This is a genomic window from Actinoplanes regularis (genome assembly GCF_900188005.1).
Classification (GTDB): Bacteria; Actinomycetota; Actinomycetes; order Mycobacteriales; family Micromonosporaceae; genus Actinoplanes; species Actinoplanes regularis.
On the sequence record NZ_FZNR01000017.1, the window covers coordinates 117271 to 142786 of the forward strand.

Below are 25516 nucleotides of genomic sequence, written 5' to 3' on the forward strand. Positions count from 1 at the left end.
GTTCACCACACCCCAGGTAGCAGGCGCGCGCGTCCGCTGGCGTAGCCGCGGTAGCCGGGGATGTCCAGCAGCACCTGCTCCTCGACGCCGATCCGCCAGACCAGCACCGCGCCCAGCGTCACGAGCAGCAGGGCGCTCAGCGGATTGAGGAAGTAGGCCACGAAACCCACGTGCGCCAGCAGCATCCCGGTGTACGCGGGGTGCCGCACCAGCCGGTACGGGCCGGTGGTCACGATCGTGTGATCCGTGTAGCGCACGACGTGGTGGGAGTAGAACCGGCCCAGGGTCCTGATCGCCACCAGCCGCACCGCCACGGCGCCGAGGAAGAGCGCGATCGGCACCACCATCCACGCCGACAGCCGGTCCCAGCGCAGCGGCCACAGCACGGCCGAGACCCCGGTGCCGGCCCGGGCCAGCGCGTACGGCAGCAGGGTGCGGTTCTCGGCGGACGTCTCCGCCGGGTGGCGCACGGTGATGCGCGCCTCGGCGAGCATCCACAGCAGGTAGACGGCGCAGAGCAGCGCCGCGAGCAGGTGCGGCGGCTGCTCCGCCCGGGTGAGGTGGACCCCGATCGCGACGGCGAACGCGGCCACCGTCAGCGGCAGCAGCGCACGCAGGCTCCGGACGACGACTCGCTGGTTCACCGGACCTGTTCCCGGTTCTCGCGGAACAGCGCGTACTCGGCCGGGCTCAGCGCCTTGCAGGCGAAACTGAGCGAGCCCAGGGCCGGGCCCCGGCCGTCGGCGTTGACCAGGTCGAAGTGGAATTTGGCCTTGGTTCCGGTCAGCGGGGCGACCCGCCACCGCAGCGCCACCGCGAACGGGCGCGGCAGGCGGGTGGGCAGGTCGCCGGTCACGCCGATCCACAGCAGTTGGGCGTCGACCGGCCACCGGGCCTGGCGGTGCGCCAGCCAGGTCGAGAACTGCCGCCCGGCTTCGATGAGGCATTCGATGGGGTACGTGTCCGGGGCGGGCCCGGCCAGGCGGTGCCCCCAGGGCGGGGGCAGCACCAGGGCGGTGATCTGCCCGTCCTCGCGCCACGGCTCGCCGAGCACGATGTTCTCGGCGCGGGTCCGGTGCACCAGCGCCGCCTCCGCGGGCAGCCACCGGCCGGGATCGAGCCGGTGGGCGTGCGCGACCGGGGGTGCCGCGGGGGAGAGGGCGAACCAGCCGTCGGCGACGGTCGCCGCGTCCTGGGTGATCCGGGCCTTGCCCCGGCGGTTGCTGGTGGCGTACCACAGCGCCGGTGCCGGATCGGGTTCGCAGATCTTGCGGAAGGTCAGCGAGCCCTGGATCCGGCCCGCGAATCTCGCCGGGGTGCCGGTGCGCGCCAGGTCGGCGATGCCGCAGACGAACAGCATGCCGGGTACGTGGTCGAGTGGATGGTCGAAGAAGAACGGATCGTTCTGATCTATGTTCAGCCGGGCCGTGCGGTCTCCCGGGCCGACGGACCGGAGAACCGGTCCGAGCAGGCCGGAGGTCTTGTGGTCCGACAGTGCTGTCGCTGATCTGTGTGTCATCGGGGCACTCCACGTCTCTGATCGACGAAGTCCCGGCCGTTTTCGCGGCCGGCGGTCGAGGTGCGTGAGCCGGATTTCCCCAGATCCTAAGTGGACCGACCGTCATAGTTTATAGATAGTGATGCCTGTAACACCGAGCGACCTCGCCGTTGCTGCCGGCGAGGTCGCGGTGCTCGTGCTCAGACGGCCGGGTCCTCCAGCCCGGTCTCCAGCGGATCGATGAAGACCCGGCTGCCGCGGACGTCCTGCTCCGTGATCAGCATCAGGTCGTCGCGGCCCACCTGACCGTGGCCCGCGACCAGGCGGTTGGCCTGCCGCAACCGGGCCCGTTCCAGGGCGTTGCGGACGCTGCGCGCGTTCGCGAAGCGTGGCATCGCACGCCGGCGGTCGAGATACTCCAGGAACGCCGCACGCCCCTGCTCGCTGAGCCGGTAGTCGTCGCGGGTGAGCATCAGCTCGGCGATCTCCGCGAGTTCGCCGGTGGTGTAGTCCTCGAACTCGATGTGGTGCGCCACCCGTGAGCTCAGCCCCGGGTTCGAGGAGAAGAACGTCTCCATCCGGTCCTCGTACCCAGCGAAGATCACGACCAGCGAGCCCCGGGCGGACTCCATCTCCTGCAGCAGGATCTCGATCGCCTCCTGCCCGTAGTCCCGCTCGTTGTCCGGCCGGTACAGGTAGTAGGCCTCGTCGATGAAGAGCACGCCGCCGGCCGCACGGGCCAGCGCCTCCTTGGTCTTGGGCGCGGTGTGCCCGATGAACTGACCGACGAGGTCGTCGCGGGTGACCGGGTACACCCGTGGCACCCGCAGGTAGCCCAGCGCGTGCAGGATCTCGGCCATCCGCAGCGCCACGGTGGTCTTGCCGGTGCCCGGCCCGCCCGTGAAGCTCATGTGCAGCGACGGCTTGCTCGCCGACAGGCCGAACCGGGCCCGGGCCCGGTCCACCATCAGCAGGGCCGCCGTCTCGCGGATGCGCCGTTTCACACCGGCGAGTCCGACCAGCTCCGCGTCGAGGGCGTCGAGCACCGAACGGACCCGCTCGGCCGCCTCGTCGGCCCGGAGGTCGATCGTGGACCGCGCGTCCAGCGGGCCGGCGGACTCGTCCGGCGCCGGCTCCGCGGGCGGGGAGCCGGCGCCGTTGACGGTGGCGGCCTCCGGGCGGTACATCGAGAAGCTGCTCACCGTACGTCGCGGCGGTAGCGGTCGCCGCTCGGCGTCTCGGTGGCGTAGGAGTACACGCTGTAGCGCTGCGTCCGGTTGCTGCCCTCACCGCGGTCCAGGCGGAAGCCGGGCTCCCGCGCCGGGCGGTGGACGATGAAGCTCATCATGATCGTTTGGCGGCCGAGCTTCGCGTCGTAGGCCAGCATCCGGATGTAGTGGCCGGGAAAGGTCGCGCGACACTCGTCGATCTCGCGCAGGACGCCGTCCGGCTCGGTGAGGTCGAACATCGGCAGCCCCCACATCTCCCAGTAGACGTTGCGCGGGTGCGGGTCGTCGGTGTACTCCAGCGACACCGGCCAGCCGTTCAGCAGCGCGTACCGGATCTGCGCGGCGATCTCGTCGTCGGTCAGCTCCGGAAGGTAGGAAAACGATCCGTGACGCAGATACATGCCGGCTCCTAGAAGTTCGCGGTGGCGACGACGTCGGGGGCGTCCGTGGCGGCGTAGTCGAAGGTGACGTCGCCCCAGGTCTCCAGCGCGACCTCCAGCGGCCGGCAGTACCGCGCGGCGCCACGCAGGACGTCCGGGCCCTCCTTGAGCAGGTTGCGTCCCTCGTTGCGGGCCTTGATGACCGCCTCGAGCGCCACCCGGTTGGCCTCGGCACCCGCCGCGATCCCGAGCGGGTGACCGATGGTGCCGCCGCCGAACTGCAGGATGACGTCCTCGCCCAGCAGATCGACCAGCTGGTGCATCTGACCGGCGTGGATCCCGCCCGAGGCGACCGGCATCACCCCCGGCATGCTGACCCAGTCCTGCTCGAAGTAGATGCCGTTGCCGTGGTTGGCGGGGACGTGATCAAGGCGCAGGGTGTCGTAGAAACCCCTGGTGGTGGCCGGGTCGCCCTCGAGCTTGCCGACGACTGTGCCGGCGTGCAGGTGGTCGACGCCGATCAGCCGGCACCACTTGGCGATCACCCGGAAGCTCACGCCGTGCGTCTTCTGCCGGGTGTACGTGCTGTGCCCGGCGCGATGCAGGTGCAGCAGCATGCTGTTGTTCCGGGCCCAGCGGGCCAGCGACTGCATCGCCGAGTAACCGATCGTCAGGTCGATCATCACGATGACGCTGCCGAGCTCCTTGGCGAACTCCGCCCGCTCGTACATCTCCTCGACGGTCGCGGCGGTGATGTTGAGGTAGTGACCCTTGATCTCACCGGTCTGCGCCATCGCCCGGTTGACGCCCTCCATCGCGTACAGATAGCGGTCGCGCCAGCGCATGAAGGGCTGCGAGTTGATGTTCTCGTCGTCCTTGGTGAAGTCCAGGCCACCACGGCAGGCCTCGTAGACCACCCGGCCGTAGTTGCGCGCCGACAGCCCGAGCTTCGGCTTGATCGTCGCCCCGAGCAACGGGCGGCCGAACTTGTTGAGGACCTCGCGTTCCATCACGATGCCGTGCGCCGGGCCCTGGAACGTCTTGACGTACGCCACCGGGATGCGCATGTCCTCCAGGCGCAGCGCCTTCAGCGGCTTGAACCCGAACACGTTGCCGATCACCGACGACGTGAGGTTGGCGATCGAACCCTCCTCGAACAGGTCGAGGTCGTAGGCGACGTAGGCCAGGTACTCGCCCTCGCGGCCGGGGACGGGATCCACCCGGTAGCACTTGGCCTGATAGTGCTCGTTGGCGGTGAGCCGGTCGGTCCACACCACGGTCCAGGTCGCCGTCGACGACTCGCCGGCGACCGCCGCCGCGGCCTCCACCGGGTCGACGCCGGGCTGCGGGGTGACCCGGAAGACCGCCAGCACGTCGGTGTCCTTCGGGCGGTAGTCCGCGTTGTAGTAGCCCATGCTGGCGTAGCTGTGCACACCCGGATCCCACCGGGCCGGCTCGCTCCCGGTGGACGTCAGGTCGATCGACAAGGTGACCTCCTCAGGTTCGGCCCGGAGCTCCGGGCGCGGTTAACACCGTCGCCCGCTCATCCATGAACCGTCCAGCGAGTGTTTGCCGTCGATATATGAGCGAATGCTTGAGTACAGTGCGGTCGTGACGCCGTCCCGGCTGCAGACCTTCCTGGCGATCGTCGAGCACGGCTCGGCCCGCGCCGCTGCCCAGCGGCTGTCGGTGACCGAGTCGGCGGTGTCGGCCGCGCTCGCCGCCCTGCACCGCGAGCTCGGCGTCCCGCTCTTCGAACGGCACGGCCGGGGCCTGCGGCTCACCGACTCCGGGCGGGTCTTCGCCGGCTACGCCCGCCGCATCCTCGGCCTGATCGACGAGGGCGTGCTCGCCGCCCGGCAGTCCGGCGACCCCGAGCGCGGCCGGGTCCGCCTCGGCGCCGTCACCACGGCCGGGGAGTACCTGGTGCCCGGACTGCTCGCCGCGTTCCGCACCCGCTACCCCCAGGTCGACGTGACCCTCGACATCGGCGTACGGGACCGGGTGTCCACCCTGCTGGCGGACCACCAGCTCGACATCGTGATCGGTGGCCGGCCGCGCTCCGGGAGTGGCCTGAGCACCCGGGCGACCCGGCCGAACTCGCTGGTCGTGGTCGCCGCCCCGGGCCGGGTGCCGCCCCTGTCCAAGGTGACCTGGCTGCTGCGCGAACCCGGCTCGGGGACCCGGGACACCACCCTCGCGCTCCTGGCGGCCCTGCAGCTGGCACCGCCCACCCTGGCTCTGGGCTCGCACGGCGCCGTCGTCGCGTCGGCCGCGCTCGGGCTGGGCGTCACGCTCGTCTCGGTCGACGCCGTGGCCGGCCACCTCGAGCAGGGGCAGCTCCAGTGCGTTCCGGTGCGGGGGACGCCGCTGGCCCGGCCCTGGCACGCCGTCACCACCGCGACGACCACCGCCACCGCGCGGCTGTTCCTGGACCACATCACCGATCGCGGCAGCGCCGGAGAGCTGGCCTTCCGGGCCCGTCGCGGCGGTTAACCCCCACAGCCCCCCATCGGGGTGAGGCCGTCCCGGCCGCGTGTCCCTAGCCTCGCACCAGTGCCGCCGTCGTGTGAGGAGGGACCGCCATGCCTGAGGAGAACCGGCGCCTGAACGCGATCAGCACCGCCGTGACGATCATCGGCGCCGCCGCCCGGCTGAGCCGGCAGCGGCTGATGCGCGCGACCCGCCCGGCCGCATCCATCGTCGATTCCCGCGCCGAGGTGGAACGCGTTGAGGTGGAACGCGCCGAGGTGGAACGCGTTGAGGTGGAACGCGCCGAGGTGGAACGCGTCCAGGTGGAACGCGTCCAGGTGGACAGCGTCGGGCGATGCTGGTGCGACCACGCCGATTCCACCGGCGACAGCGACTTCGCGCTGTTCAACACCCGCTCCCTGTTCCGCATGTGACTCTTCGCCGAGGGGAACGCCTTGTCCGTAAGACACCCCGTCATCGCCATCACCGGCTCCTCCGGCGCCGGCACGACGTCGGTCACCAGGACGATGCAGCAGATCTTCCGCCGCGAGGAGATCGAGCCGGTCGTCGTCGAGGGCGACTCCTTCCACCGGTACGACCGTGTGCAGATGAAGAACGAGATGGAGAAGGCCGGGATCGAGGGGAACCATCACTTCTGCCACTTCGGCCCGGACGCCAACCTCTTCGAGGAGTTGGAAGATCTTTTCCGGAGGTACGGCGACAACGGGTCCGGCCGGATCCGCAGATACCTGCACGACGAGCAGGAGGCCGCGCCGTACGGGCAACCGCCCGGCACCTTCACGGCCTGGCAGGACATCCCCGCCGACACGGACCTGCTTTTCTACGAGGGCCTGCACGGTGCGGTCGTCACCGGCAAGATCGACGTCGCCCGGTACACCGACCTCATCGTCGGCGTGGTGCCGATCATCAACCTCGAATGGATCCAGAAGCTGCACCGTGACCGGACCGCGCGTGGCTACAGCAGTGAGGCGGTCGTCGACACGATCCTGCGACGGATGCCGGACTACATCAACTACATCTGCCCGCAGTTCAGCCGTACCCACATCAACTTCCAGCGGGTCCCCACGGTCGACACCTCGAACCCGTTCATCGCCCGCCACATCCCGGCGCTGGACGAGAGCTTCCTCGTCATCCGCTTCGCGAATCCCAAGGGCATCGACTTCCCGTACCTGCTGTCGATGCTGCACGACTCGTTCATGTCCCGGCCCAACATCATCGTCGTGCCCGGCGGGAAGATGGAGCTGGCGATGCAGCTGATCCTGACCCCGATGGTGCTGCGGCTGATGGAGCAGCGACGGCGCGCGGCCTGACCGGGCCGGGAGCTCACGGCGCGTCCGGCACGGTCACCTCCACGGTCGTGCCGGCGCCCGGCCGGGAGCTGATCCGCAGCCGGCCGCCGAGCAGGTGGACCCGCTCGGCCATGCCCGCCAGCCCGTAACCGGACTCCGCCGGCACGTCCCGGGGGAACCCGGAGAGCTGGCTCGGCGCGTCGAACCCGCACCCGTCGTCGGTGATGCTGAGCAGGACCATGTGGCCGTGCCGGGCCAGCCGGACCAGCACCTCGCTCGCCCCGGCGTGCTTGACCACGTTGCGCACCGACTCCTGAGCGATGCGGAACAACGAGGTGCCCACATGGTGCGACAGCGCGAACTCCCGCGCGTCGACCTCGATCCGCAGCCCCGGCACGGTCTCCGCCAGGCTCATCAGGCCGGCCGCCAGCCCCCGGTCGTCCAGCACCGGACTGTGCAGCCCGGTGATCGCGCTGCGCGTCTCGCCCAGGGCGAGGTCGGCCAGGGACCGGGCCGTCGCCACCTGCTCGGCCACGTAGCCGACGTCGCCGTCGCCGAGCGCCACGTCCGCCGCCGACAGGTGGAAGGTCAGGCTGGCGATCACCTGGGTGAGCCCGTCATGCAGGTCCGCGGCCACCCGGCGGCGCTCCGCCTCCTGTGCCCCGACGGCGGTGGCCACGACGGCGTCCCACTCCTGCTGGTAGTCGCGGACCGCGGTCAGCGCGGCCGCGACGTAGACCCGCAGGCCCACGAGGTCCGCCACCCGCTGCGCCAGGTCCACCTCGGCGCGGCTGAACTCGCGGCGCTCGCGGCTGTGCACCGACAGCACCGCGGAGCTGCCGCCGCCGGTGACCCGCGCCGGCACGCACAGCCGGGACACCGGCTGTCCCACGGCCAGGCCGAGCAGCTCGCGGTGCCGGCGATCACGTGGCTGATCGTCCACCACGGCGATCGGGACGCCGTCCAGGGCGGCCCGGCCGGCGAGACCGGAACCCTCCGGCAGCAACAACGGCGTACGTCCGGCCGCCGGCGCCGGATGGCCGGCGGTCAGCACCAGATCGCCGCTGCTCTCGACCCGGAACACCAGGCACCCGTCCGCGCCGAGCGCCTCCGTCAGCAGCCGGGCGACCCGGGTCAGCAGCACGGTGAGCACCGGCTCCCGGGTCACCCACCCACCGACCGCGGTGATCAGCGCGTCGCGGCCGGGTATCGCCTGCTGGGGTCCGTCGCCGACCGCCATCGGGCCGGTCAGTGGAACAGACCCTCTCGCAGGGCGACCGCGACCGCACCGCCGCGGTCGCGGACCGCCAGCTTGCGGTACAGGCCACGCAGGTGGGTCTTGACGGTCTCGTCGCTGACGACCAGGCGGGCCGCGATCGCCTTGTTCGACAAGCCGGCGACCAGCAGCGCCAGCACCTCGCTCTCCCGCTGGGTGAGGCCGAGCCGGGCGCCGGGCCAGAACTCGCCCTTCTCCAGGTGTGCCGCCGACACGGCGACCCGGCCGGCCAGGATCGGATCGATGACGATCTCGCCGAGGCTCGCGTTCTCCAGGTGGCGCACCAGCTCGTGAGCGTCCACCCGCTTGAGCAGATAGCCCGAGGCCCCCGCCCGCAGCGCCTGGTAGAGGTACTGCTCGTCGTCGTAGACCGTCAGGAACACCACCTTCGCCCGGGCGTCGACATCCCGGATCGCCTTGCAGACGTCCAGCCCGCTCGCCCGGTGCAGCCGCACGTCGCACAGCACGATGTCCGGCCGTTCGTCGGTGAACGCCCGCACCGCGCGCGGCAGCTCGCTCGCCGTCCCGATCACCTGCACCCGGTCGGGGAAGCGGGACAGCATCGCGGCCACGCCGTGCAGCACCATCTCATGGTCATCGACCAGAACGACGCGTATCGGTGCCATGGCCTCACCGTAGCGGCCCGTCCGGCGGCATTCATCACCATCCATGAGCATGAGGTGCACTCCATATGCAAGAACTTTCATCACCGTTCCGGGTGCGCGTGATTCGACCCACAGGATGCGATTTTCGCGGACAGGCCGGAGATCTCGTCTGAGCTGCGGTTCGGCGGCGATTCTCGGCGATCGATGGCTATCGGAGAGCGGATGAAGGATTTGACGTCTTCTGCAAGAACTTGCAGGCTGGTTTTCGCCCTGAAAGCCGTTGATAGGGAGAAATCAGGATGCGATACACCCTTCGCCCCAACACCCGCTCGGGCCGCTTCGGTGCCGCCGCCGGTACGGCTCTGGGCCTGGCCGTGGCGTTGCTGGCCCCCGGCGCGCCGGCGTCCGCGGCTCCGGCCACCACGGCACCCCTCATCCAGTTCGCGCCGGACTGGACCACCACGGTGGAAGGCGTCATCACGGCGAACGGCACGGTCGTGGTCGACTACGACCCGGCGCGCCTGCCGACCTGCCGCGCCCGGTACGCGGGCGGCGACGCGTGGAGCATCAACGTGGAGTACCGGATCGACGGCGGCCCGCTCCAGCGCCAGCCGGTCACCCAGCTCAACAGTGACCGCCGGCAGGTCAAGGTGCCGGCGTCCCTGCCGGTCCCCGCCGAAGCGCGGGAGCTGGAGCTGTGGTTCGTCTCCGGCGACCGCACCGGCTGCCGGGAGTATGACTCGCAGTACGGCGCGAACTACCGGTTCCCGGTCGCGGGGTAGCGGCCCTCCCGCCTCTCTTGACCGGTACAGAAGCGCCAGCTACTGTACCGGTATAGAAGAGACGCAGGAGGTAGCCATGAATTTCCCCGTCGCTCTCATCTTCGCCGTCGAGAGCGTCGACGATCACTTCGCCGGCGCCCGTCCCGACGCCCCGGTCGTCCCGCACGCCGAGCGTCGGCGCCGCACCTTCGAGATCCGTGCGAGGGTGGCTCGAAGCCTCATCCGCGCCGCCCAGGTCATCGCCCCGGCGTGATCGGCGGCATTGTTAAGCTGGCCATTGTCGATATGCGCACGACCCGCCGCCGACAGCGCCCGGAGCGGCTGCCGGCGGCGAGTGCGTTGAGTTCTCGAGGGAATCGGCGGTGACGTGGCGCCACGCGTGACCTTGCAGACGATCGCCGACCGGGTCGGCGTGAGCCGGATGACGGTGTCGAACGCGTTCTCCAAACCCGACCAACTCTCCGCCGCCCTGCGGGCCCGCATCCTCGCCGCCGCCGACGAACTGGGCTATGTCGGGCCGGACCCCGCGGCCCGAGCCCTCGCCAAGGGCACCACCGGCGCCGTCGGGATCGTCCTGACCTCGTCGCTGCGCTTCGCCTTCACCGACCTGGTCGCCACCGGCTTCCTCGGCGCGATCGCCGAGCAGCTCGGCCCGACCGGCCTGGCGCTCACCCTGCTGACCTCGTCGGACAGCGGTGACATCATCCCGGCGCGCGACGTCGCGATCGACGGCGCCCTGGTCTACTCGTGCGACCCGACGTCGGCGGCGGTCGACTTCCTCGCCCGTCGCAAGCTGCCGCTGGTCTACGTCGACCAGGACCCGGATCCCGGCATCTCCAGCGTGAACGTGGACGACCGCGGCGGGGCCCGTGCCGCGGCGCGGCACCTCGTCGACCTCGGGCATCGGAAGGTCGCGCTGCTCCTCTCCGGGTTGCACGGCCCGCACGGGCTGGTCGACCTCGGGCAGGTGGTGATCGACGGCCACGCCTCGAAGGAGCGGCTGCGCGGCTGGCTGGACGCGCTGACGCCCGCCGGGATCGAACCACTGGTGGCCCGTCAGAACGGGACCGGGCTGGAACAGGCGAAATACGGCGCCCGGCTGTTGCTGGACCGTGCCGACCGGCCCACCGCGATTCTGTGCTTCTCCGACGCCGTCGCCCACGGGGTGCTGGAGGTCGCCGCCGAGCTGGGCCTCCGCGTCCCCGAGGAGCTTTCGGTCGTCGGCTTCGACGACAACCCGATCGCCGTGCAGGTCCGGCCCGCACTCACGACCGTACGGCAGGATGTGGAAGCCAAAGGCCGGGCCGCGGCCGCCGCGCTGACCGCGGCGATCGCGCAGGTCCGCACCGGCGGTGACAGCACGCCGCAGCACGTCGTCCTTCCCACCGAACTGGTGATCCGGGGCAGCACCGCCCCGCCCTCCTGAGACCGCCACGGCCACCGAGGCCGCGGTCATCAGCAGGCTCCGCATGCCGGCCAGTGTGGAGCGCCGCGGGTTCCGCGGGGGTGAGTGCCGGTGCGGCGGCGCGAGTGTGTCAGGCCCGATGGGAACGTACCCGCAGGGTCGCCCGGCGGCGGCGCCGGACGCTTCGCCGCAGGGCGACGACGGCGATGATGGTCAGCAGCCCGGCCGCACCGGTCGCCGCGGCCCGCAACGGCGGCGCGGGTCCGGCGGGCGGCGGCAGAGCGGCGGCGGGGGCCGGCGACGACGCCGGAGACCGGGATGAGCGCGGCGACGACGGCTTCGACGACGGCGACGCCGATTGCGGGCGCGGCGGGGTGGTGACGAACGGCCGGTTCAGCTGGGACCGCCCGACCGTCGCCGCGATCCAGTCCGCGATCGCGTCGACCCGGGACGCGGTGTCCGCGCCGGTGTGCGGGCACGACGGGCCCTTGCTGACGACCGCCACGAGTTCGGTCTGCCCGTTGCCGTCGACCGTGAAGTAGGGGCCGCCGGAGTCGTGCTTGCAGGCGCTGGTCGTGGCGCTCGGCTTGCGGCCGGAGACGCCGAGCAGCTTCGACGTGCGGGACACCACCTCGAACGTGCCGGTCTGCAGAACCTTCGCGGTGGGCTCGTCCCGGCCGGTGTCGCCGAAACCGGCCAGCCGCAGGAGCATCCCGACCTTCGGTGTGGCCGCGCGCAGATGGATGGGGGCGATGTCGGTGATCGGCGGGCTGATCCGGGCGAGGGCGACGTCGGATCCGGGCGCCTGCCGGACGGCGACGACGGTGGAGACCCGGCCCCGCCTCGTACCCAGATCGGCCCGTCCGACGGTCGCGGTGGTGCGCTTCGCGACCGTCCGGCTGACATGCCGCCCCGCGGAGTCCTTGAAACAGTGCCCCGCCGTGATCACCCACTGTGGAGTGATAAGGCTGCCGGTGCAGGCGCTGTCCCGGGTGCCGTCCCCGTCCGGGATGTCGGTCATGGTCAGCTTTACCGCGAAGGTGTACCGCCCCTGCGGCACGCTGGTGCCCCCGGCGATGGCGTGAGCCGGGGCGGCGACGCCGAGGATCCCGGCAGCGACCGTCAACAGAGCCAGGACCCGGGCCGCGAACCGGCTCCGCCCCCGCGGTTTCTCTCTGTTCACCAACACATTGATATACGACGTACGCACGTCCCAGCGGGTTGCATGTTTTCGTCCACCGGGAATACGCCCTGCTCGTTCGCGCGGGCGCCGACCTTAAACCCGCACCTCGGGGTACGGGTCAACGCGATCCTTCTCGCGATGACAGCCCGCCCGGTGAGCGGCCACTCTGGTCCGGCATCGACGAACAAGGGAGTGTGCGATGACGGCCATCAGCCAGGTGATCGGGCGACAGATCCTCGACAGTCGCGGCAATCCGAGCGTCGAGGTCGACGTCGTGCTCGCGGACGGTTCGTCCGGCCGGGCGGCCGTCCCGTCCGGGGCGTCGACCGGGGCGAACGAGGCGGTCGAACTGCGCGACGGCGATCCGCGGCGCTTCCACGGCAGGGGCGTCAGCAACGCCGTCGCCGCGGTCAACGGGGAGGTCGCCGACGCTGTGACCGGGCTGGACGCCGAGGAGCAGGCGCTCATCGACACCACGATGATCGACCTGGACGGCACGAAGGAGAAGGGGCGCCTGGGCGCGAACGCGATCCTCGGGGTGTCGCTCGCGGTGGCGAAGGCCGCGGCGGCCGCGCACCGGCAGCCGCTCTACCGCTATGTCGGCGGTGCCGGGGCCCGCCTGCTGCCGGTCCCGATGATGAACATCATCAACGGCGGCGCGCACGCCGACAACCCGCTCGACTTCCAGGAGTTCATGATCGCCCCGGTCGGCGCGCCGACGTTCTCCGAGGCCGTACGGATGGGCTCGGAGGTGTTCCACACGCTGCGCCGGGAGCTGGCCGGGGCCGGGCACAGCACCAACGTCGGCGACGAGGGCGGGTTCGCGCCGGACTTCGCCGACGCCGACGAGGCGCTGACGTTCGTGGTACGGGCGATCGAGAAGTCCGGCTACCGGCCCGGCACGGACCTCGCCGTCTGCCTCGACCCGGCGAGCTCCGAGTTCTTCCACGACGGCGCCTATGTGTACGCCGGTGAGAAGCGGACCCGCGCGGTGGACGAGCACATCGACTACCTGCTGGAGCTGGCCGGCCGGTATCCGATCACCTCGATCGAGGACCCGATGGCCGAGGACGACTTCACCGGCTGGAAGCGGCTCACCGCCCGGGCCGGCGACCGCCTCCAGCTGGTCGGCGACGACGTGTTCTGCACCGACGCCGACCGCCTGACCAGCGGGATCGAGGAGCGTTACGCCAACGCGATCCTGGTGAAGGTCAACCAGATCGGCACGCTGACCGAGACGCTGCGCACCGTGGAGACGGCACACCGGGCGGGCTACCGGGTGGTGATGTCGCACCGGTCCGGTGAGACCGAGGACACCACCATCGCCGACCTGGCCGTCGCGACCGGCTGCGGGCAGATCAAGACCGGTTCCCTGTCGCGCAGCGACCGGACCGCCAAGTACAACCAGCTTCTGCGCATCGAGGAGGAGCTCGGCCGGACCGCGCGCTACGCCGGGGCCGTTTGATCCATTGTGGAACGATGGCCGCGGTTTTCGGGCCGGGCCTTCGAGGAGGACCCTTGCGCAGTGCAACGCGGAGACTGACGGTCCCGGCGGGCGCGCCGCTTGCGGGTGGGGTGCGGCAGGGACCCGGGGTGGCGCGGGCCTGGCGTGGGAGCGGCACGGGACTCGGCTCGAGCCTGGCCACAGGACTCCATCGGTCGTACCGGGGAATCAAGGATCTTGAAGTTGTCGGCGGTCGCGCCGAGAGCCTTCGGCGGACCGTGACGCCCGCCTGCGCGGGCCTGCCTGTTGCGGGGCCGGTCGCCCATCGCCATCTGGAGCACTGTGGCGTCCCGATTCCCCCGTACGCATGCGTAACCGGGCGAGGGCGACCTTACCGCCCCGCAACGGGGTCAATGCTTGTCGCTGGACCTTGAACGAAATATGGGAGACTCGTACCTTCCTTGGGGATTTCTTGAATCCCCTGTAAGCGGCGGCGATACGGAGATCAGTTGGCGGCGGAGTTCGGTGTGCTCGGCGTGGTGGAGGCCCGGGTCGACGGCCGTCTGGTCGACGTGGGCCACGCCCGGCAGCGGTGCGTGCTCGGCGTGCTGCTGATCGAGGCGGGCCGCCCGGTCACGGTGGACCAGCTGATCGAGCGGGTGTGGGGTGACTCCGCCCCGCAGCGGGCGGCGGGCACGCTCTACAGCTACCTGTCCCGGCTGCGGCGTGCCGTCGCGGGCGTGGCCGGGGTGGCGATCCGGCGGGAGCCGGGTGGCTACGTTCTCACCGTGGATCCGCAGGTGGTGGATCTGCACCGGTTCCGGCACCTGATGACGCTCGGGCGGGCGGCGGAGTCGGATCGGGCGGCCGCCGAGCTGATCGAGCAGGCGCTGGGGCTGTGGCGGGCTGAGCCGTTCGCCGATCTGGACACGCCGTGGCTGGGCGCGACGCGACGCACGCTGCTCAGCGAACGGTTCACCGCCGAACTGGACCGCAACGACGTGCTGCTCCGGCTGGGCCGGCACGGCGAACTGCTGCCGGAGCTCGGCACCGCCGTCGCCGAGCATCCGCTGGACGAGCGGCTGGCCGGGCAGGCGATGCTGGCGCTGTACCGGTCCGGTCGCCAGGCCGACGCGGACGAGCAGTACCGGCGGATCCGCCGCTGCCTCGCCGACGAGCTGGGTAGTGATCCGGGCATCGCGCTGCGCCGGTTGCACGAGCAGATCCTCGCCGCCGACCCCGCCCTGGACGGGTCGCCGGGTGAGGCCGGGGGTCCTGGCGTGCCGCCCACGGCGGCGGTGACGGTTCCGACGCAACTGCCCGCCGACGTGCGGGCGTTCACCGGGCGCACCGGTGAACTCGCCGCGCTGGACCGGCTGCTGGTGGCGCCGGACGGCGACGAGCCGCCGATGACCGTCGCGCTGCTGTCGGGCACGGCCGGGGTCGGCAAGTCCGCGCTGGCCGTGCGGTGGGCCTCCCGGGTCCGGGACGCGTTCCCCGACGGGCAGCTCTACGTGAATCTGCGGGGCTACGACGCCGAGCAGCCGGTGGCGGTCGCGGACGCGCTGGCCGGCTTCCTCACCGCGCTCGGGGTGCGCGGGCCGGAGATCCCGCCGGGCACCGACGAGCGCGCCGCCCGGTACCGGTCCGAGCTGACCGGCCGGCGGATGCTCGTGCTGCTGGACAACGCGTCCTCGGTGGAGCAGGTCCGGCCGCTGCTGCCCGGCACCGGGTCGAGTCTGGTGCTGATCACGAGCCGCGACTCGCTGCCCGGCATGGTGGCCGTGGACGGCGCCGAGCGGGTAAACCTCGACCTGCTTCCGCTGCCGGACGCGCTCGGGCTGCTGCGCAAGCTGATCGGGGTACGGGTGGACGAGGAGCCGGCCGCCGCCGAGGCGCTGGTCTCGGCGTGTGCCCGGCTGCCGCTGGCCCTGCGGATCGCCGCCGAGCTGGCCGCGGATCGGACCGACGTGCCGCTGGCCGAGCTCGTCGCCGAACTGGGCGACCACCAGGCGCGGCTCGACCTGCTGGACGCGGGCGGGGATCCACACGCCGAGGTCCGGGCGGTGTTCTCCTGGTCGTACCGGAATCTGCCCGCCACGGCGGCCCGGCTGTTCCGGCTGCTCGGGCTGCACCCGGGCGAGACCGCGCGCGTCGAAGCCGTGGCGGCGCTGACCGGCACCGATCCTGGCGAGGCGCGGCGGCTGCTCGCCGTGCTGGTCCGGGCCAGCCTGGTCCAGACCGGCCGGGGCGGCAGGTACGGCATGCACGACCTGCTGCGCGTCTACGCGGCCGAGCTCGCCTCCGAGAACGACGCCGAGCCGGACCGGCGGGCCGCCCTGACCCGCCTGTTCGACCACTATCTCGCGGGTTCCGTCGCGGCGATGACCACGCTGTACCCGGACGGCGACCCGGCGGACGGTGACCCGGAAGCGGCCCGCGCGTGGATCGAGGCGGAACGGCCGAACCTCGCCGTGATCTGCGGGTACGGCACCGCGCACGGCTGGTACCGGCACACCATCGCCCTGGCCGAGACCCTGTTCCGCTATCTCGACGCGGGCGGCCCGGTCGCCGAGGCGGCGACCGTCATGGCGTGCGCGGTGTCCGCGGCCCGGACCGTCGGTGACCGTGACGCGCAGGCCCGGGCCCTGTCGCACCTGGGCCGGCTGCACCGGCGGCAGGGCCGTCCGCACGAGGCGGCGGCCACCTACCGGCAGGCGCTGGCCCTGTACGCGGAGCTCGGCGAGCGCGCGGCCGAGGCGCTGGTGCTGCGCAACCTCGGCAGCGTCGACTGGCTGCTGGGCGACTACCGGCAGGCGGCGGAGCACTACCAGCGGGCGTGGACGCTGTTCGAGGAGCTTGGCGACGACGCGGGGCAGGCCGACGCGCTGGTCCGGCTGGGGCTGATCGACGCGCGGCTGGGCGACGGGCTGGGGGCGGCGCGGCGGTTCGGTTCCGCACTGGACCTCTACGGCGCGCTCGGTGACCGGTTCAGCGAGGCGTACGTGCTGTCCCTGCTGGCCCGGCTGCCGCACCGCCCGGCCCCGCTCGACCGGGCCGCCGACCACCTCGAACGGAGCCTCGGCGCGGCCCGGCGCTCCGGCGACCGGACCGCGGAGGCGTACGCGCTGACGGATCTGGCGGCGATCCACGCCCGCCAGGATCGTCTCCCGGAGGCGGCCGGTCACCTGCGCCGCGCGCTCGTGCTGCACCGGCGGATCGGGGACCGGGCCAGCGAGGCGGAGGCGCTCAACGACCTCGGCCAGGTGCTGCGCGCCGCCGGAGACGCGGACGAGGCCGGCACCCAGCACGGCCAGGCGCTGGACCTGGCCGAGGAGATCGGCGACCGGTACGAGACGGCGCGGGCGCACGAGGGGATCGCCGCGGCGCTGCGGGACACCGGGAACCTCGACCGCGCTCAGCGGCACTTCGACCGGGCGCGGCGCATCTTCGCCGACCTGCGGGTGCCGGCCGCGCCGGCCGTCGGTGCCCCGGGGAGCGCCTGAGACCGGTGGTCAGCCCCGGTGCACCCCGTCGATCCAGAGCACGGTGACCGGGCATCCGCGGGCCCGGGCGTAGGCGACGATGTCCGCGGTGCCGCCGAGCCCCCGGGCCGGCAGGCCGTCCCAGACGGCGAACAGGTGGTCGCAGCGATCCACCACGGTCTGGCCCGCGGCGAGGTAGCCCTGGTCGCACGGCTCGGCGTACGGCATGGTGATCACCGTCGCCGCCGCCCGCACGAAGCTCTCGAGCCGGGCCCGGCCGCCGTCGGCGGTCAGCGAGCCGGCGTACTTCTTCCACGGTGACGGCAGGACCGCCTCGAGGGTGCCACCGACCGCCAGGATGTGCGCGGCGAACAGTTGGTCGGCGCCGTCGGCGAGGCTCGACACCCCGAGCAGGGCCGCCCCGGTGGGCAGCACCCGGCGCCAGTGGTTCATCGCGCGGTCGGCGATGCCCGGCGGAAGCGTCCGGTGACCGGTGACACCGAATCGCACCTGATCCCCCTTACGACGGCTCGCCGGCCTGTGGACGCACCCTGACGATACGGGTTCCGTGACCCGGCGGTTGCCGGGCCATCGTTCGATCCCGATGCCGTCAGCAGGTGGACTCGCGGGGCAGTTCGGGAATGTAGCGACTCCACTCGTCGGCGCTGAGCCCGCGGCCGCTGATCGCGCAGGCGTGCCGGGCGGGGTCGGCGGCGAGGTCTCCCGACACCGTGGTGTCCCAGAGGGTGACGATCCGGCTCTGGTCGCCGAACTCGCCGCCGGCCGCGAGGGTGCGCCCGTCCGGGCTCAACGCCGCGTAGTAGCTCTGCAGGCCGGGGCTCTTGAGGACGGCGAACGGAAGCGGGCTGGCGAGGTCGGCGATGTCCCACAGGAGCATGGCGTTCTCCACACTGGTGCTCGCCAGGGTGCGTCCGTCGGGGCTGAAGGCCACCCAGCTCACCGAGTTGGTGTGGCCGGCCAGTGTGGCGATCCGGCTGGGCTGGGACGGGTCGGCGACATCCCAGAGCAGGACCGTCGCGTCGTAGGTGCCGGCCGCGAGGGTGCGGCCGTCCGGGCTGAACGCGAGCGTGTTGGCGGGGTAGCCGATGAAGTCCTTGAGCGGGATGGAGGTGAGCAGCGCCGGAGCGGACCGGTCGGCCACGTCCCACAATGACACGTAGTTCCCGTCGGCGGCGGCCATCGTGCGCCCGTCGGGGGCGAACGCGAGGGCGGACAGCGTCTTGCGGAGGGTGACCTCGGCGAGCCTCGCGGGCTGTCGCCGGTCGGTCAGGTCCCACAGCGTCGTCCTGCCGTCCCGGCGGCCGATCGCCAGGGTGCGTCCGTCCGGGCTGAACGTCACCGCGTACACGAGATCCCCGGCCTCCCTGATGGTGGTCAGGAGCTCCGGCCCGGCCGGCGGGGTCAGGTCGAGCAGCGTGACCGTCCGGTCCGCGCCGGTGACGGCCAGGGTGTGGCCGTCGGGGCTGAGGGTGATCCCCTCGACCTTCGCGTTGTGCAGCGGCAGGGGATCGTCCCGGACCGGACCGCCCGGGTTCGCGAGGTCCCACTGCACCGCTGTGCCCTGCTGGCCCGCGGCGATCAGCGAGTGGCCGTCCGGCCCGAACGTCAGCCCGACGATCCGGCCGGGGAACGGTCCGGGAAGTTCCGCGGTCGCCGCCCGGGCGAATCGCCCCCTGGTGTTCCACAGTGTCGCCGTCCGGCGCCCGCCGGTGGTGGTCAGCGTCCGCCCGTCACGGCTGAAGCTGAGCGACCGGACCGGGCCGCCACGGACCGCCAGGGTGGCCAGGCGGGTCGAGAGCCACGGCCAGGTGCCGTCCTCGACGCTCCACAGCTCGGTCGTCCCGTCCGAGTCCGCGAGGGCCAGCGCGCGCCCGTCGGGGCCGAACGCCATCGCGCTCAGCTCGGCCTCCCCGGTCGCGGCGAGCTGTGAGGAACCGGGCCGTGGGTGGGCCGGATCGCTCAGGTCCCACAGCCGTACGTAGTCGTAGGACTCCTCCACGGCAACCATGGGCAGCGCCGGGTTGACCTCGAACGCGGCGTCCGGGAGGTCCTCGCCGTAGGGCTCGGTGAGGGTGGCGCTGGCCACCGGGTGGGCCGGGTCGGTCAGGTCCCAGACGGTGACCGAGGCACCGCCGGTCACCGCGGTCCGCCCGTCCGGGCCGAACTTCAGCGGGTACGCCGCGGGCAGCGTGGCGAGCGCGGCCGCGGTCGTACCGGTGAGGTCCCACAGGATGGTGTTCTTGCCGGTGTCGCTGGTCGCGACGGTGTGCCCGTCCGGGCTGAACGCCACCGACACGATGCCGGCGGCGCCGGTCAGCGACGCGATCCGCACCGGATGGGCCGGGTCCGTCACGTTCCAGAGCACCGCCTCCGAGCGCCCGTCGAAGACCGCGAGCGTCCGCCCGGCGGGGTCGGCCGCCAACGTCTTCTCCGTCGTCCCGTCGGTGGGCGGCGAGGCGAGCCGGACCGGCCGGGCCGGGTCCGAGACGTCCCACAGTGACACCGTCCCGCCGGCATCAGCGGTGGCGACCACCGGCCCGGCGACGGACACGAGATCGGTCACGTCGCCGACGGTGCCGGCGTAGTGCGTCGACATGACGAGATGGCTGAGCTGCTCCCGGGTCTCCGCGTCGGAGTGCAGGTGCTGCGCGGCCACGCCCAGCATGAGGGCCTTCCTCGGATCGTCCACGATCATCGCGCGAGCCCGGGTCATCAGCCGCCGGCTGATCTCGGCGCGCTGCTGGGCCGCCGCCGCCTCCCGCTGGCGACGGGCCTCCTCCGCGGCCTCCTGGGCCAGCTTCTCCTGGCGTTCACGCTCCTTCTCGGCTGTGCGGGCCAGCTCGAGGTACTTCTCGGCGAGCTTCTTCTGCTCGGCCGCCCGGGCCGTCGCCTGGTCCGCGAGCTCCCGCTGCCGCCGGGCGTTGGCCGCCTCCCGCTCGGCGTTGGCCTTCTGCCGCTCGGCCTCCTCGCCGGCACCCCGCGCCAGCCGCCGCATCCGTTCGGCGTTGATCCGCTGCCGTTCCGCGCCGGCCCGGTACCGCTCGGCGGACTCCTGTTCCCGCCGTGCTTCCGCGGCGGCCTCCTCGGCCAGCGCCCGCTGGTCGTGGGCGAGCCGGGTCTGGCGCCGCGTCTCGATCCGCGCCGCCTCCGCCCGGCCCTCCTGGACCCGGGCGTTCTCCTGCTGCCGCTGCGACTCCTCGGTGGCGCGTTCAGCGGTGCCGCGCTGGAGCGACGCCACCTGCTGCTGCAGCCGGGCCTCCACCGCCGCGGCGTCGGCCCGGTCCGCGTTGCGGATCGCGACGACGGTGGTCAGCGAGGCGATCATAGTCAGCAGCACCAGCGTCGCCGCCGCCACGGCCCACAACCGCCGTACCCGCCGGTGCTGCCGGACGTCCTCGCCCTCCAGCTCATCCTTGCTCACCCCGTGCATCGGCGCGGCGAGCTGCGCGATGGCGTCGCGGAACCGGACGTGCTGCAGACTCAGGTGCAGGTCGTCACGGGCCCACCGCAGGTCCAGGTAGAGCGGTTCCTCGACGAACACGCCCCGCAGCGCGGCCGGCACCGCCGTGGACCCGGTGGTGAAGTCCCCGGTTCCGGAATCCCACTGCCACTCGCCGTCGGTCACCACCGGCAGGATCTGGTCGGGCGACTTCGTCGCCAGCCAGTGCTCGATCTCCCGGTTCACCCACTGCGAGCTCGCCGCCTCGGGAGAGGCGAGCAGCACGAAATGCCGCGAGCCGTCCAACGCCTCCTGAATGGAGGTCCACAGCTTGGGCGTCACCGCCAGCCCGGTCTGGTCCCGGAAGATCCATAGGGCGCGCCGCCGGTGCCACGGCTTCGCCAATCGGTGCAGACCGCGCTGAACAGCCGGTGCCAGCCGCCCGTCGGCCGCGTGGCTGTAGGAAATGAAACCATCGAAGGTCATGAGTTTTCCCGGGCGGTCGAGGTGATCGGCGGGGGTCGATTCTCCAGGTCGCCGGCGCGCGGGTAAAGCCACCGAAGCGCCGCCGCCTGGCGAGTCGCGGTGTCATGTGCTTTGATCTGTGTGGGCCGGGCATTCTCCCCCGTGAATGCCCGGCCCTCAAATGTGGCATTCCGGCAGAGCCGGCGAGTTCGCTGATACGCGCTTTCGCCACGTTTCCGCCCAGCGGCGGGACCAAATCCAGCAGCACCTCAATCTCGGCTCGCTGAAGCGGATGCCCGTTCGGCTGCCGCCGCTCGACCTCCGGACGGCGTACGCCGAGCGATAACGAGGCTCCGGAGCGACCAGCGAGCCGGCGGAGCGCGGCTCGATCCGCTGTTCGAAGCTCTGCGGCACCAAGCCTTCCTTGGCTGACCTTTTCATCCCGCTATGCGGCCGCGGCGGCATCCTTGTCAGCCAACTTCTGACTGAAAAGACAAAAGTTCTGTCGTACCTCGAGGAAAGATCTGGACGGCGGAGACGGAAGCACCTACTGTGACGGCGCACACCGCGTTGTCTCCGTGGTGTCACCCGGTCCGAATCGAGGTGTCCGTGTTCTCCGCTGATGCGCCCCACTTCCGAATCCTCCGCCTGTTACGGGACGAGGGTCCGGTCTCCCGCGCCGAGCTCGGCGATCGTCTCGGCCTGACCCGCCCGCGCCTGCTCAGTGAGGTCGAGCGGCTGATCGCGAGCGGGATCATCGTGGAGGCCGGCATGGCCGCCTCCCGGGGCGGCCGGCGCTCAACGCTCGTGGAGATCCAGCCGAACCTGAGGTTCGCGGCGGTGGACCTGGGCGCCAGCTCGATCGACATCGAGATCACCAACGGGCGGCTCGAGCCCGTGGCCGCCTTTCACGAGGTGGCCGACATCCGCTCCGGCCCCAGGGCGATCCTGCAGCGGGTCAACGACATGCTCGCGAAGGCGAAGGTGGAGGGTGCGTTCGAGCGGCTGGACGGCATCGGCATCGGCGTGCCCGGCCCGGTCAGTTTCCGCGACGGCGTCCCGGTCTCCCCGCCGATAATGCCGGGCTGGGATCGCCACCCGGTCCGTGAACTGCTGGCCCGGGAGCACGGCTGCCCGGTCGTCGTCGACAACGACGTCAACATCATGGCGATCGGTGAACGGCACGGCGGGGTCGCCCACTCGGTCGACGACTTCCTCTTCGTCAAGATCGGAACCGGCGTCGGGTGCGGCATCCACCTGGGTGGCGGTGTCTACCGCGGGGTGGACGGCTGTGCCGGCGACATCGGGCACATCCAGGTCGACGCGAACGGTCCGGTCTGCTCGTGCGGCAACACCGGCTGCCTGGAAGCGGTGTTCAGCGGGTCCGCGCTGGCGCGCGACGCGCTGCTCGCCGCCCGCTCGGGTGAGTCGCCGGCGCTGGCCGAGCGGCTCGCGGCGGCCGACTCCGGGGAGCTCACCGCGCGGGACGTCGCCGAGGGCGCGGCCGAGGGCGACGTGGTGTGCATCCGGCTGATCCGGGAGGGCGGCCGGCGCGTCGGTGGTGTCCTCGCCGCGCTCGTCTCCTTCGCCAATCCGTCGATGATCGTCATCGGCGGCGGCCTGGCGCAGCTCGGACACGTCCTGCTGGCGGAGATCCGCAGCGTGGTCTACCGGCGCTCACTGCCGCTGGCGACCGGCAACCTGCCGGTCGTGCTCTCCGAGCTGGGCAGCCGGGCCGGTGTGGCCGGTGCGGCGGTGCTCGCCAGCGACCTGGCCTTCGAGCAGGCGTCATGAGCGAGCTCGCGAGCGAATCGGTTGGCTCAGTTGTTGGCTCATGTCGGCGCCGGAGCGAAGCGGAGGTGACGGCATGAGCGAGCTCGCGAGCGAATCGGTTGGCTCAGTTGTTGGCTCATGTCGGCGCCGGAGCGAAGCGGAGGTGACGGCATGAGCGAGCTTGCGAGCGAGACCGAGGTGGTGCTCCGGCTCACCGACGTCGTCAAAACCTTTCCGGGCGTACGTGCCTTGGACGGCGTCCAGCTCGAAGTCCGCGCCGGCGAGGTGCACTGCCTGCTCGGGCAGAACGGCGCGGGCAAGTCCACCCTGATCAAGGTGCTGGCCGGGGTCCACCAGGCCGATGCCGGCGAGATCACCTGGTGCGGCGAGCCGTTCGCCCCGGCCAGTCCGCAGGCCGCGATGCGATCCGGGATCGCCACGATCTACCAGGAGCTGGACCTGGTCGACGACCTCTCGGTGGCCGAGAACGCGTTTCTCGGGCACGAGCCCAGCCGGTTCGGCATCACCCGCCGCCGGGCGGCGGCGAACCGGACGGCGTCGATCCTGGCCCGGCTCGGGCATCCGGAGATCCCGGCCCGCCGCCTGGTCCGCCAGCTGCCCGCGGCCGGTAAGCAGATCGTCAGCATGGCCCGGGCGCTGTCGCACGACGCGAAGCTGATCGTCATGGACGAGCCGAGCGCGGTGCTCGCCCACGACGAGGTGGAGAACCTGTTCCGGATCATCCGCGAACTGACCGCGAACGGCATCGCCGTCATCTACATCTCGCACCGGCTGGCGGAGCTGCGCGAGATCGGCGACCGGATCACCGTGCTCAAGGACGGCCGGACCACCGCGGCGAACCTTCCGGCCAGGACGACACCCACCCGGGAGCTGGTCAGCCGGATGACCGGGCGCACCATCGAGTACGTCTTCCCGCCGCGCGCCGAGAAGCCCGCCGCCGAGCCGATCCTCGTGGTCGACGGGCTCAGCCGCGAGGGCGAGTTCACCGACGCGTCGCTGACCGTCGCGCCGGGCGAGATCGTCGGCATCGCCGGCCTGGTCGGATCCGGCCGTTCCGAGTTGCTGGAGACGATCTTCGGTGCCCGGAAGGCCGACACCGGCACGGTCACCCTCGACGGTCGCCGCATCACCGGCGTCGGGGCGGCCGTCGCGAGCGGCATGGGGATGGCGCCCGAGGAGCGCAAGAGTCAGGCGCTGCTGCTCGACGAGCCGGTCTACAAGAACATGACCCTGGCCTCGTTCAGCGGCTTCGCCCGGGCCGGCTTCACCGACCTCCGCAACGAGCGGGCCGCCGCCACCCGGACGGCGGACACTCTGGAGCTGCGGCCACGCGACGTCGACCGGCCGATCCGGACGTTGTCCGGCGGCAACCAGCAGAAGGTCGTGGTCGGCCGCTGGCTGCTCGGCGACGTTCGCCTGCTGCTGCTCGACGAGCCGACCCGGGGCGTGGACGTCGGCGCCCGCGCCGAGCTGTACCAGGTGATCCACGACCTGGCCGCCGGCGGTGTCGGCGTGCTGCTCGTCTCCAGCGAGGTGCCCGAGGTGCTCGGTCTGGCCGACCGGGTGCTGGTGATGCGCGAGGGCCGCGTCGTCCACCAGGCGCCGGCGGGCGAGCTCGACGAAGACACTGTTCTCGACCTCGTCATGGCGGGGTCGCTGCTGGAAGGAAATCCCGCATGATCACCGAGACCGCGCTGCCCGAGGTGCGGGAGCGCAAGCGCGTCCGGCTCGACGAGGGCGTCGTGCGCAACCTGGGCCTGGTCGGTGTCCTGGCGATCCTCATGATCATCGGGGCGGTCACCCGGCCGGAGCTGTACGGCGACGCGACCTGGGTGAAGAACAACATCTTCACGATCCTGCAGCAGGCGTCCGCGATCGGTGTGGTCACCGTCGGCATGACCTTCGTGCTCATCGGTGGCGGCGTCGACCTCTCGGTCGGGGCGATCATCGCGCTGGCCGGGGTCTGGTCCACCACGCTGGCGACGCAGAGCTACGGGCCGCTCGGCATGGTCTTCACCGCACTGGTCGTGGGTGTCGTCGTCGGGCTGATCAACGGAGTCCTCATCTCGTACGGCAAGCTCGTGCCCTTCATCGCGACCCTCGCGATGCTGGTGGCGGCGCGCGGTCTCGCCGCGCAGATCTCCGGCAAGCAGACCCAGATCTCGGCGGACGCGACCATCAACGGCATCGCCACCACCAAGATCCTGGGGATTCCGCTGCTCGTCCTGATCCTCGCCGCTGTCGTGGTGGCCGGCTGGGTGCTGCTCAACCGCACCACCTTCGGGCGCCGGACCGTGGCGGTCGGCGGCAACCCGGAGGCCGCCCGGCTCGCCGGCATCAACGTCAAGCGCCACACCGTGCTGCTCTACGCGCTCTCCGGCCTCTGCTGCGGCATCGGCGCGATCATGCTGACCTCGCAGGCGACGAGCGCGCAGGCCGCGATGGCGAACCTCTACGAGCTCGACGCGATCGCCGCGGCGATCATCGGGGGCACGCTGCTCAGCGGCGGGCGGGGCACCATCGTCGGCGCGCTCTTCGGCGTGCTGGTGTTCTCGACCATCACCAACCTGTTCGCGATCAACAACCTCTCCACCGAGGCCCAGAACATGGTCAAGGGCGGCATCATCGTGGCCGCGGTCCTGATCCAGCAGTTCCGGTACCGCTCCATCACTCAGCTGTTCAAGCGCTAATCCCTCCCGGAATCCGTTCTCCGGGGACTTTTTTGGAG

Annotated in this window: 21 protein-coding genes; 11 read left to right on the forward strand and 10 right to left on the reverse strand. The window is 71.7% G+C overall.

Going from position 1 to position 25516, the window contains the following annotated elements; all coding sequences use genetic code 11:
* Nucleotides 1–2: 2 nt before the first annotated feature.
* From CHC09_RS33065 to CHC09_RS33085, 5 genes are all read right to left on the reverse strand, one after another.
* Entirely contained in the window at nt 3–644 is a 642-nt protein-coding gene (locus tag CHC09_RS33065; RefSeq protein ID WP_089297186.1) for a methyltransferase family protein, read from the reverse strand.
* On the reverse strand, nt 641–1519 hold the full coding sequence (locus tag CHC09_RS33070; RefSeq protein ID WP_089297187.1) for an AfsA-related hotdog domain-containing protein: 879 nt from the start codon (nt 1517–1519) through the stop codon (nt 641–643). Before CHC09_RS33070 ends, CHC09_RS33065 begins: the two co-directional genes overlap by 4 nt.
* A gap of 179 nt (nt 1520–1698) precedes the next feature.
* Nucleotides 1699–2685 carry an AAA family ATPase gene (locus CHC09_RS33075; protein ID WP_089297239.1) on the reverse strand — a complete coding sequence of 329 codons (987 nt, stop codon included), beginning with the start codon at nt 2683–2685 and terminating at the stop codon, nt 1699–1701.
* Between the two features lie 11 nt (nt 2686–2696).
* Nucleotides 2697–3128, reverse strand: a complete 432-nt coding sequence (locus tag CHC09_RS33080) for a ribulose bisphosphate carboxylase small subunit (protein WP_089297188.1) — start codon at nt 3126–3128, stop codon at nt 2697–2699.
* Between the two features lie 8 nt (nt 3129–3136).
* Entirely contained in the window at nt 3137–4594 is a 1458-nt protein-coding gene (locus CHC09_RS33085; RefSeq protein WP_089297189.1) for a form I ribulose bisphosphate carboxylase large subunit, read from the reverse strand.
* Nucleotides 4595–4718: 124 nt separating this feature from the next.
* Between CHC09_RS33085 and CHC09_RS33090 the strand changes: the two genes are divergently transcribed.
* The 3 genes from CHC09_RS33090 (at nt 4719) to CHC09_RS33100 (ending at nt 6910) form a co-directional block, all read left to right on the forward strand.
* Nucleotides 4719–5603, forward strand: a complete 885-nt coding sequence (locus CHC09_RS33090) for a LysR family transcriptional regulator (RefSeq protein WP_089297240.1) — start codon at nt 4719–4721, stop codon at nt 5601–5603.
* Between the two features lie 89 nt (nt 5604–5692).
* Entirely contained in the window at nt 5693–6013 is a 321-nt protein-coding gene (locus CHC09_RS46685; RefSeq protein WP_089297190.1) for a hypothetical protein, read from the forward strand.
* Nucleotides 6014–6034: 21 nt separating this feature from the next.
* Nucleotides 6035–6910: a phosphoribulokinase gene (locus CHC09_RS33100; RefSeq protein ID WP_089297191.1), complete on the forward strand. Its 876-nt coding sequence runs from the start codon at nt 6035–6037 to the stop codon at nt 6908–6910.
* 13 nt (nt 6911–6923) lie between these two features.
* Here the strand turns inward: CHC09_RS33100 and CHC09_RS33105 are convergent, their stop codons facing one another.
* Both CHC09_RS33105 and CHC09_RS33110 read right to left on the reverse strand, forming a co-directional pair.
* On the reverse strand, nt 6924–8129 hold the full coding sequence (locus tag CHC09_RS33105) for a GAF domain-containing sensor histidine kinase (protein WP_089297192.1): 1206 nt from the start codon (nt 8127–8129) through the stop codon (nt 6924–6926).
* Nucleotides 8130–8137: 8 nt separating this feature from the next.
* Nucleotides 8138–8791 (reverse strand): response regulator, encoded by a 654-nt coding sequence (locus CHC09_RS33110; RefSeq protein WP_089297241.1) that lies wholly within the window; start codon nt 8789–8791, stop codon nt 8138–8140.
* A gap of 278 nt (nt 8792–9069) precedes the next feature.
* Here CHC09_RS33110 and CHC09_RS33115 point away from each other — a divergent pair, with 278 nt between their 5' ends.
* From CHC09_RS33115 to CHC09_RS33120, 3 genes are all read left to right on the forward strand, one after another.
* On the forward strand, nt 9070–9552 hold the full coding sequence (locus tag CHC09_RS33115) for a DUF6209 family protein (RefSeq protein ID WP_089297193.1): 483 nt from the start codon (nt 9070–9072) through the stop codon (nt 9550–9552).
* 76 nt (nt 9553–9628) lie between these two features.
* Nucleotides 9629–9805 (forward strand): hypothetical protein, encoded by a 177-nt coding sequence (locus tag CHC09_RS46690; protein ID WP_179277382.1) that lies wholly within the window; start codon nt 9629–9631, stop codon nt 9803–9805.
* Nucleotides 9806–9931: 126 nt separating this feature from the next.
* The gene (locus CHC09_RS33120; protein ID WP_239138683.1) at nt 9932–10978 is read left to right on the forward strand and encodes a LacI family DNA-binding transcriptional regulator; all 1047 of its coding nucleotides are present in this window, start codon (nt 9932–9934) and stop codon (nt 10976–10978) included.
* A gap of 109 nt (nt 10979–11087) precedes the next feature.
* Here CHC09_RS33120 and CHC09_RS33125 read toward each other — a convergent pair whose 3' ends face one another.
* A complete protein-coding gene (locus tag CHC09_RS33125; protein ID WP_089297243.1) occupies nt 11088–12140 on the reverse strand; it encodes a S1 family peptidase in 1053 nt (350 codons plus the stop codon).
* Nucleotides 12141–12339: 199 nt separating this feature from the next.
* Between CHC09_RS33125 and eno the strand changes: the two genes are divergently transcribed.
* Together eno and CHC09_RS33135 are read left to right on the forward strand one after the other, a co-directional pair.
* Nucleotides 12340–13605 carry a phosphopyruvate hydratase gene (eno, locus tag CHC09_RS33130; RefSeq protein ID WP_089297194.1) on the forward strand — a complete coding sequence of 422 codons (1266 nt, stop codon included), beginning with the start codon at nt 12340–12342 and terminating at the stop codon, nt 13603–13605.
* A 488-nt stretch (nt 13606–14093) separates the two neighbouring features.
* Nucleotides 14094–17090, forward strand: coding sequence for an AfsR/SARP family transcriptional regulator (locus tag CHC09_RS33135; protein ID WP_239138684.1), 2997 nt, complete (start codon nt 14094–14096; stop codon nt 17088–17090).
* 9 nt (nt 17091–17099) lie between these two features.
* On the opposite strand, the gene CHC09_RS33140 is transcribed toward CHC09_RS33135, so the two are convergent.
* The gene (locus CHC09_RS33140) at nt 17100–17579 is read right to left on the reverse strand and encodes a hypothetical protein (protein WP_089297195.1); all 480 of its coding nucleotides are present in this window, start codon (nt 17577–17579) and stop codon (nt 17100–17102) included.
* A 100-nt stretch (nt 17580–17679) separates the two neighbouring features.
* A complete protein-coding gene (locus CHC09_RS33145; protein WP_089297196.1) occupies nt 17680–21015 on the reverse strand; it encodes a TIR domain-containing protein in 3336 nt (1111 codons plus the stop codon).
* A 588-nt stretch (nt 21016–21603) separates the two neighbouring features.
* On the opposite strand from CHC09_RS33145, the gene CHC09_RS33150 reads away from it, so the two are divergent.
* The 3 genes from CHC09_RS33150 (at nt 21604) to CHC09_RS33160 (ending at nt 25478) form a co-directional block, all read left to right on the forward strand.
* The gene (locus CHC09_RS33150) at nt 21604–22788 is read left to right on the forward strand and encodes an ROK family transcriptional regulator (RefSeq protein WP_089297245.1); all 1185 of its coding nucleotides are present in this window, start codon (nt 21604–21606) and stop codon (nt 22786–22788) included.
* 150 nt (nt 22789–22938) lie between these two features.
* Entirely contained in the window at nt 22939–24468 is a 1530-nt protein-coding gene (locus tag CHC09_RS33155; protein WP_089297197.1) for a sugar ABC transporter ATP-binding protein, read from the forward strand.
* A complete protein-coding gene (locus CHC09_RS33160; RefSeq protein ID WP_089297198.1) occupies nt 24465–25478 on the forward strand; it encodes an ABC transporter permease in 1014 nt (337 codons plus the stop codon). Before CHC09_RS33155 ends, CHC09_RS33160 begins: the two co-directional genes overlap by 4 nt.
* The last annotated feature ends 38 nt before the right edge of the window (nt 25479–25516 follow it).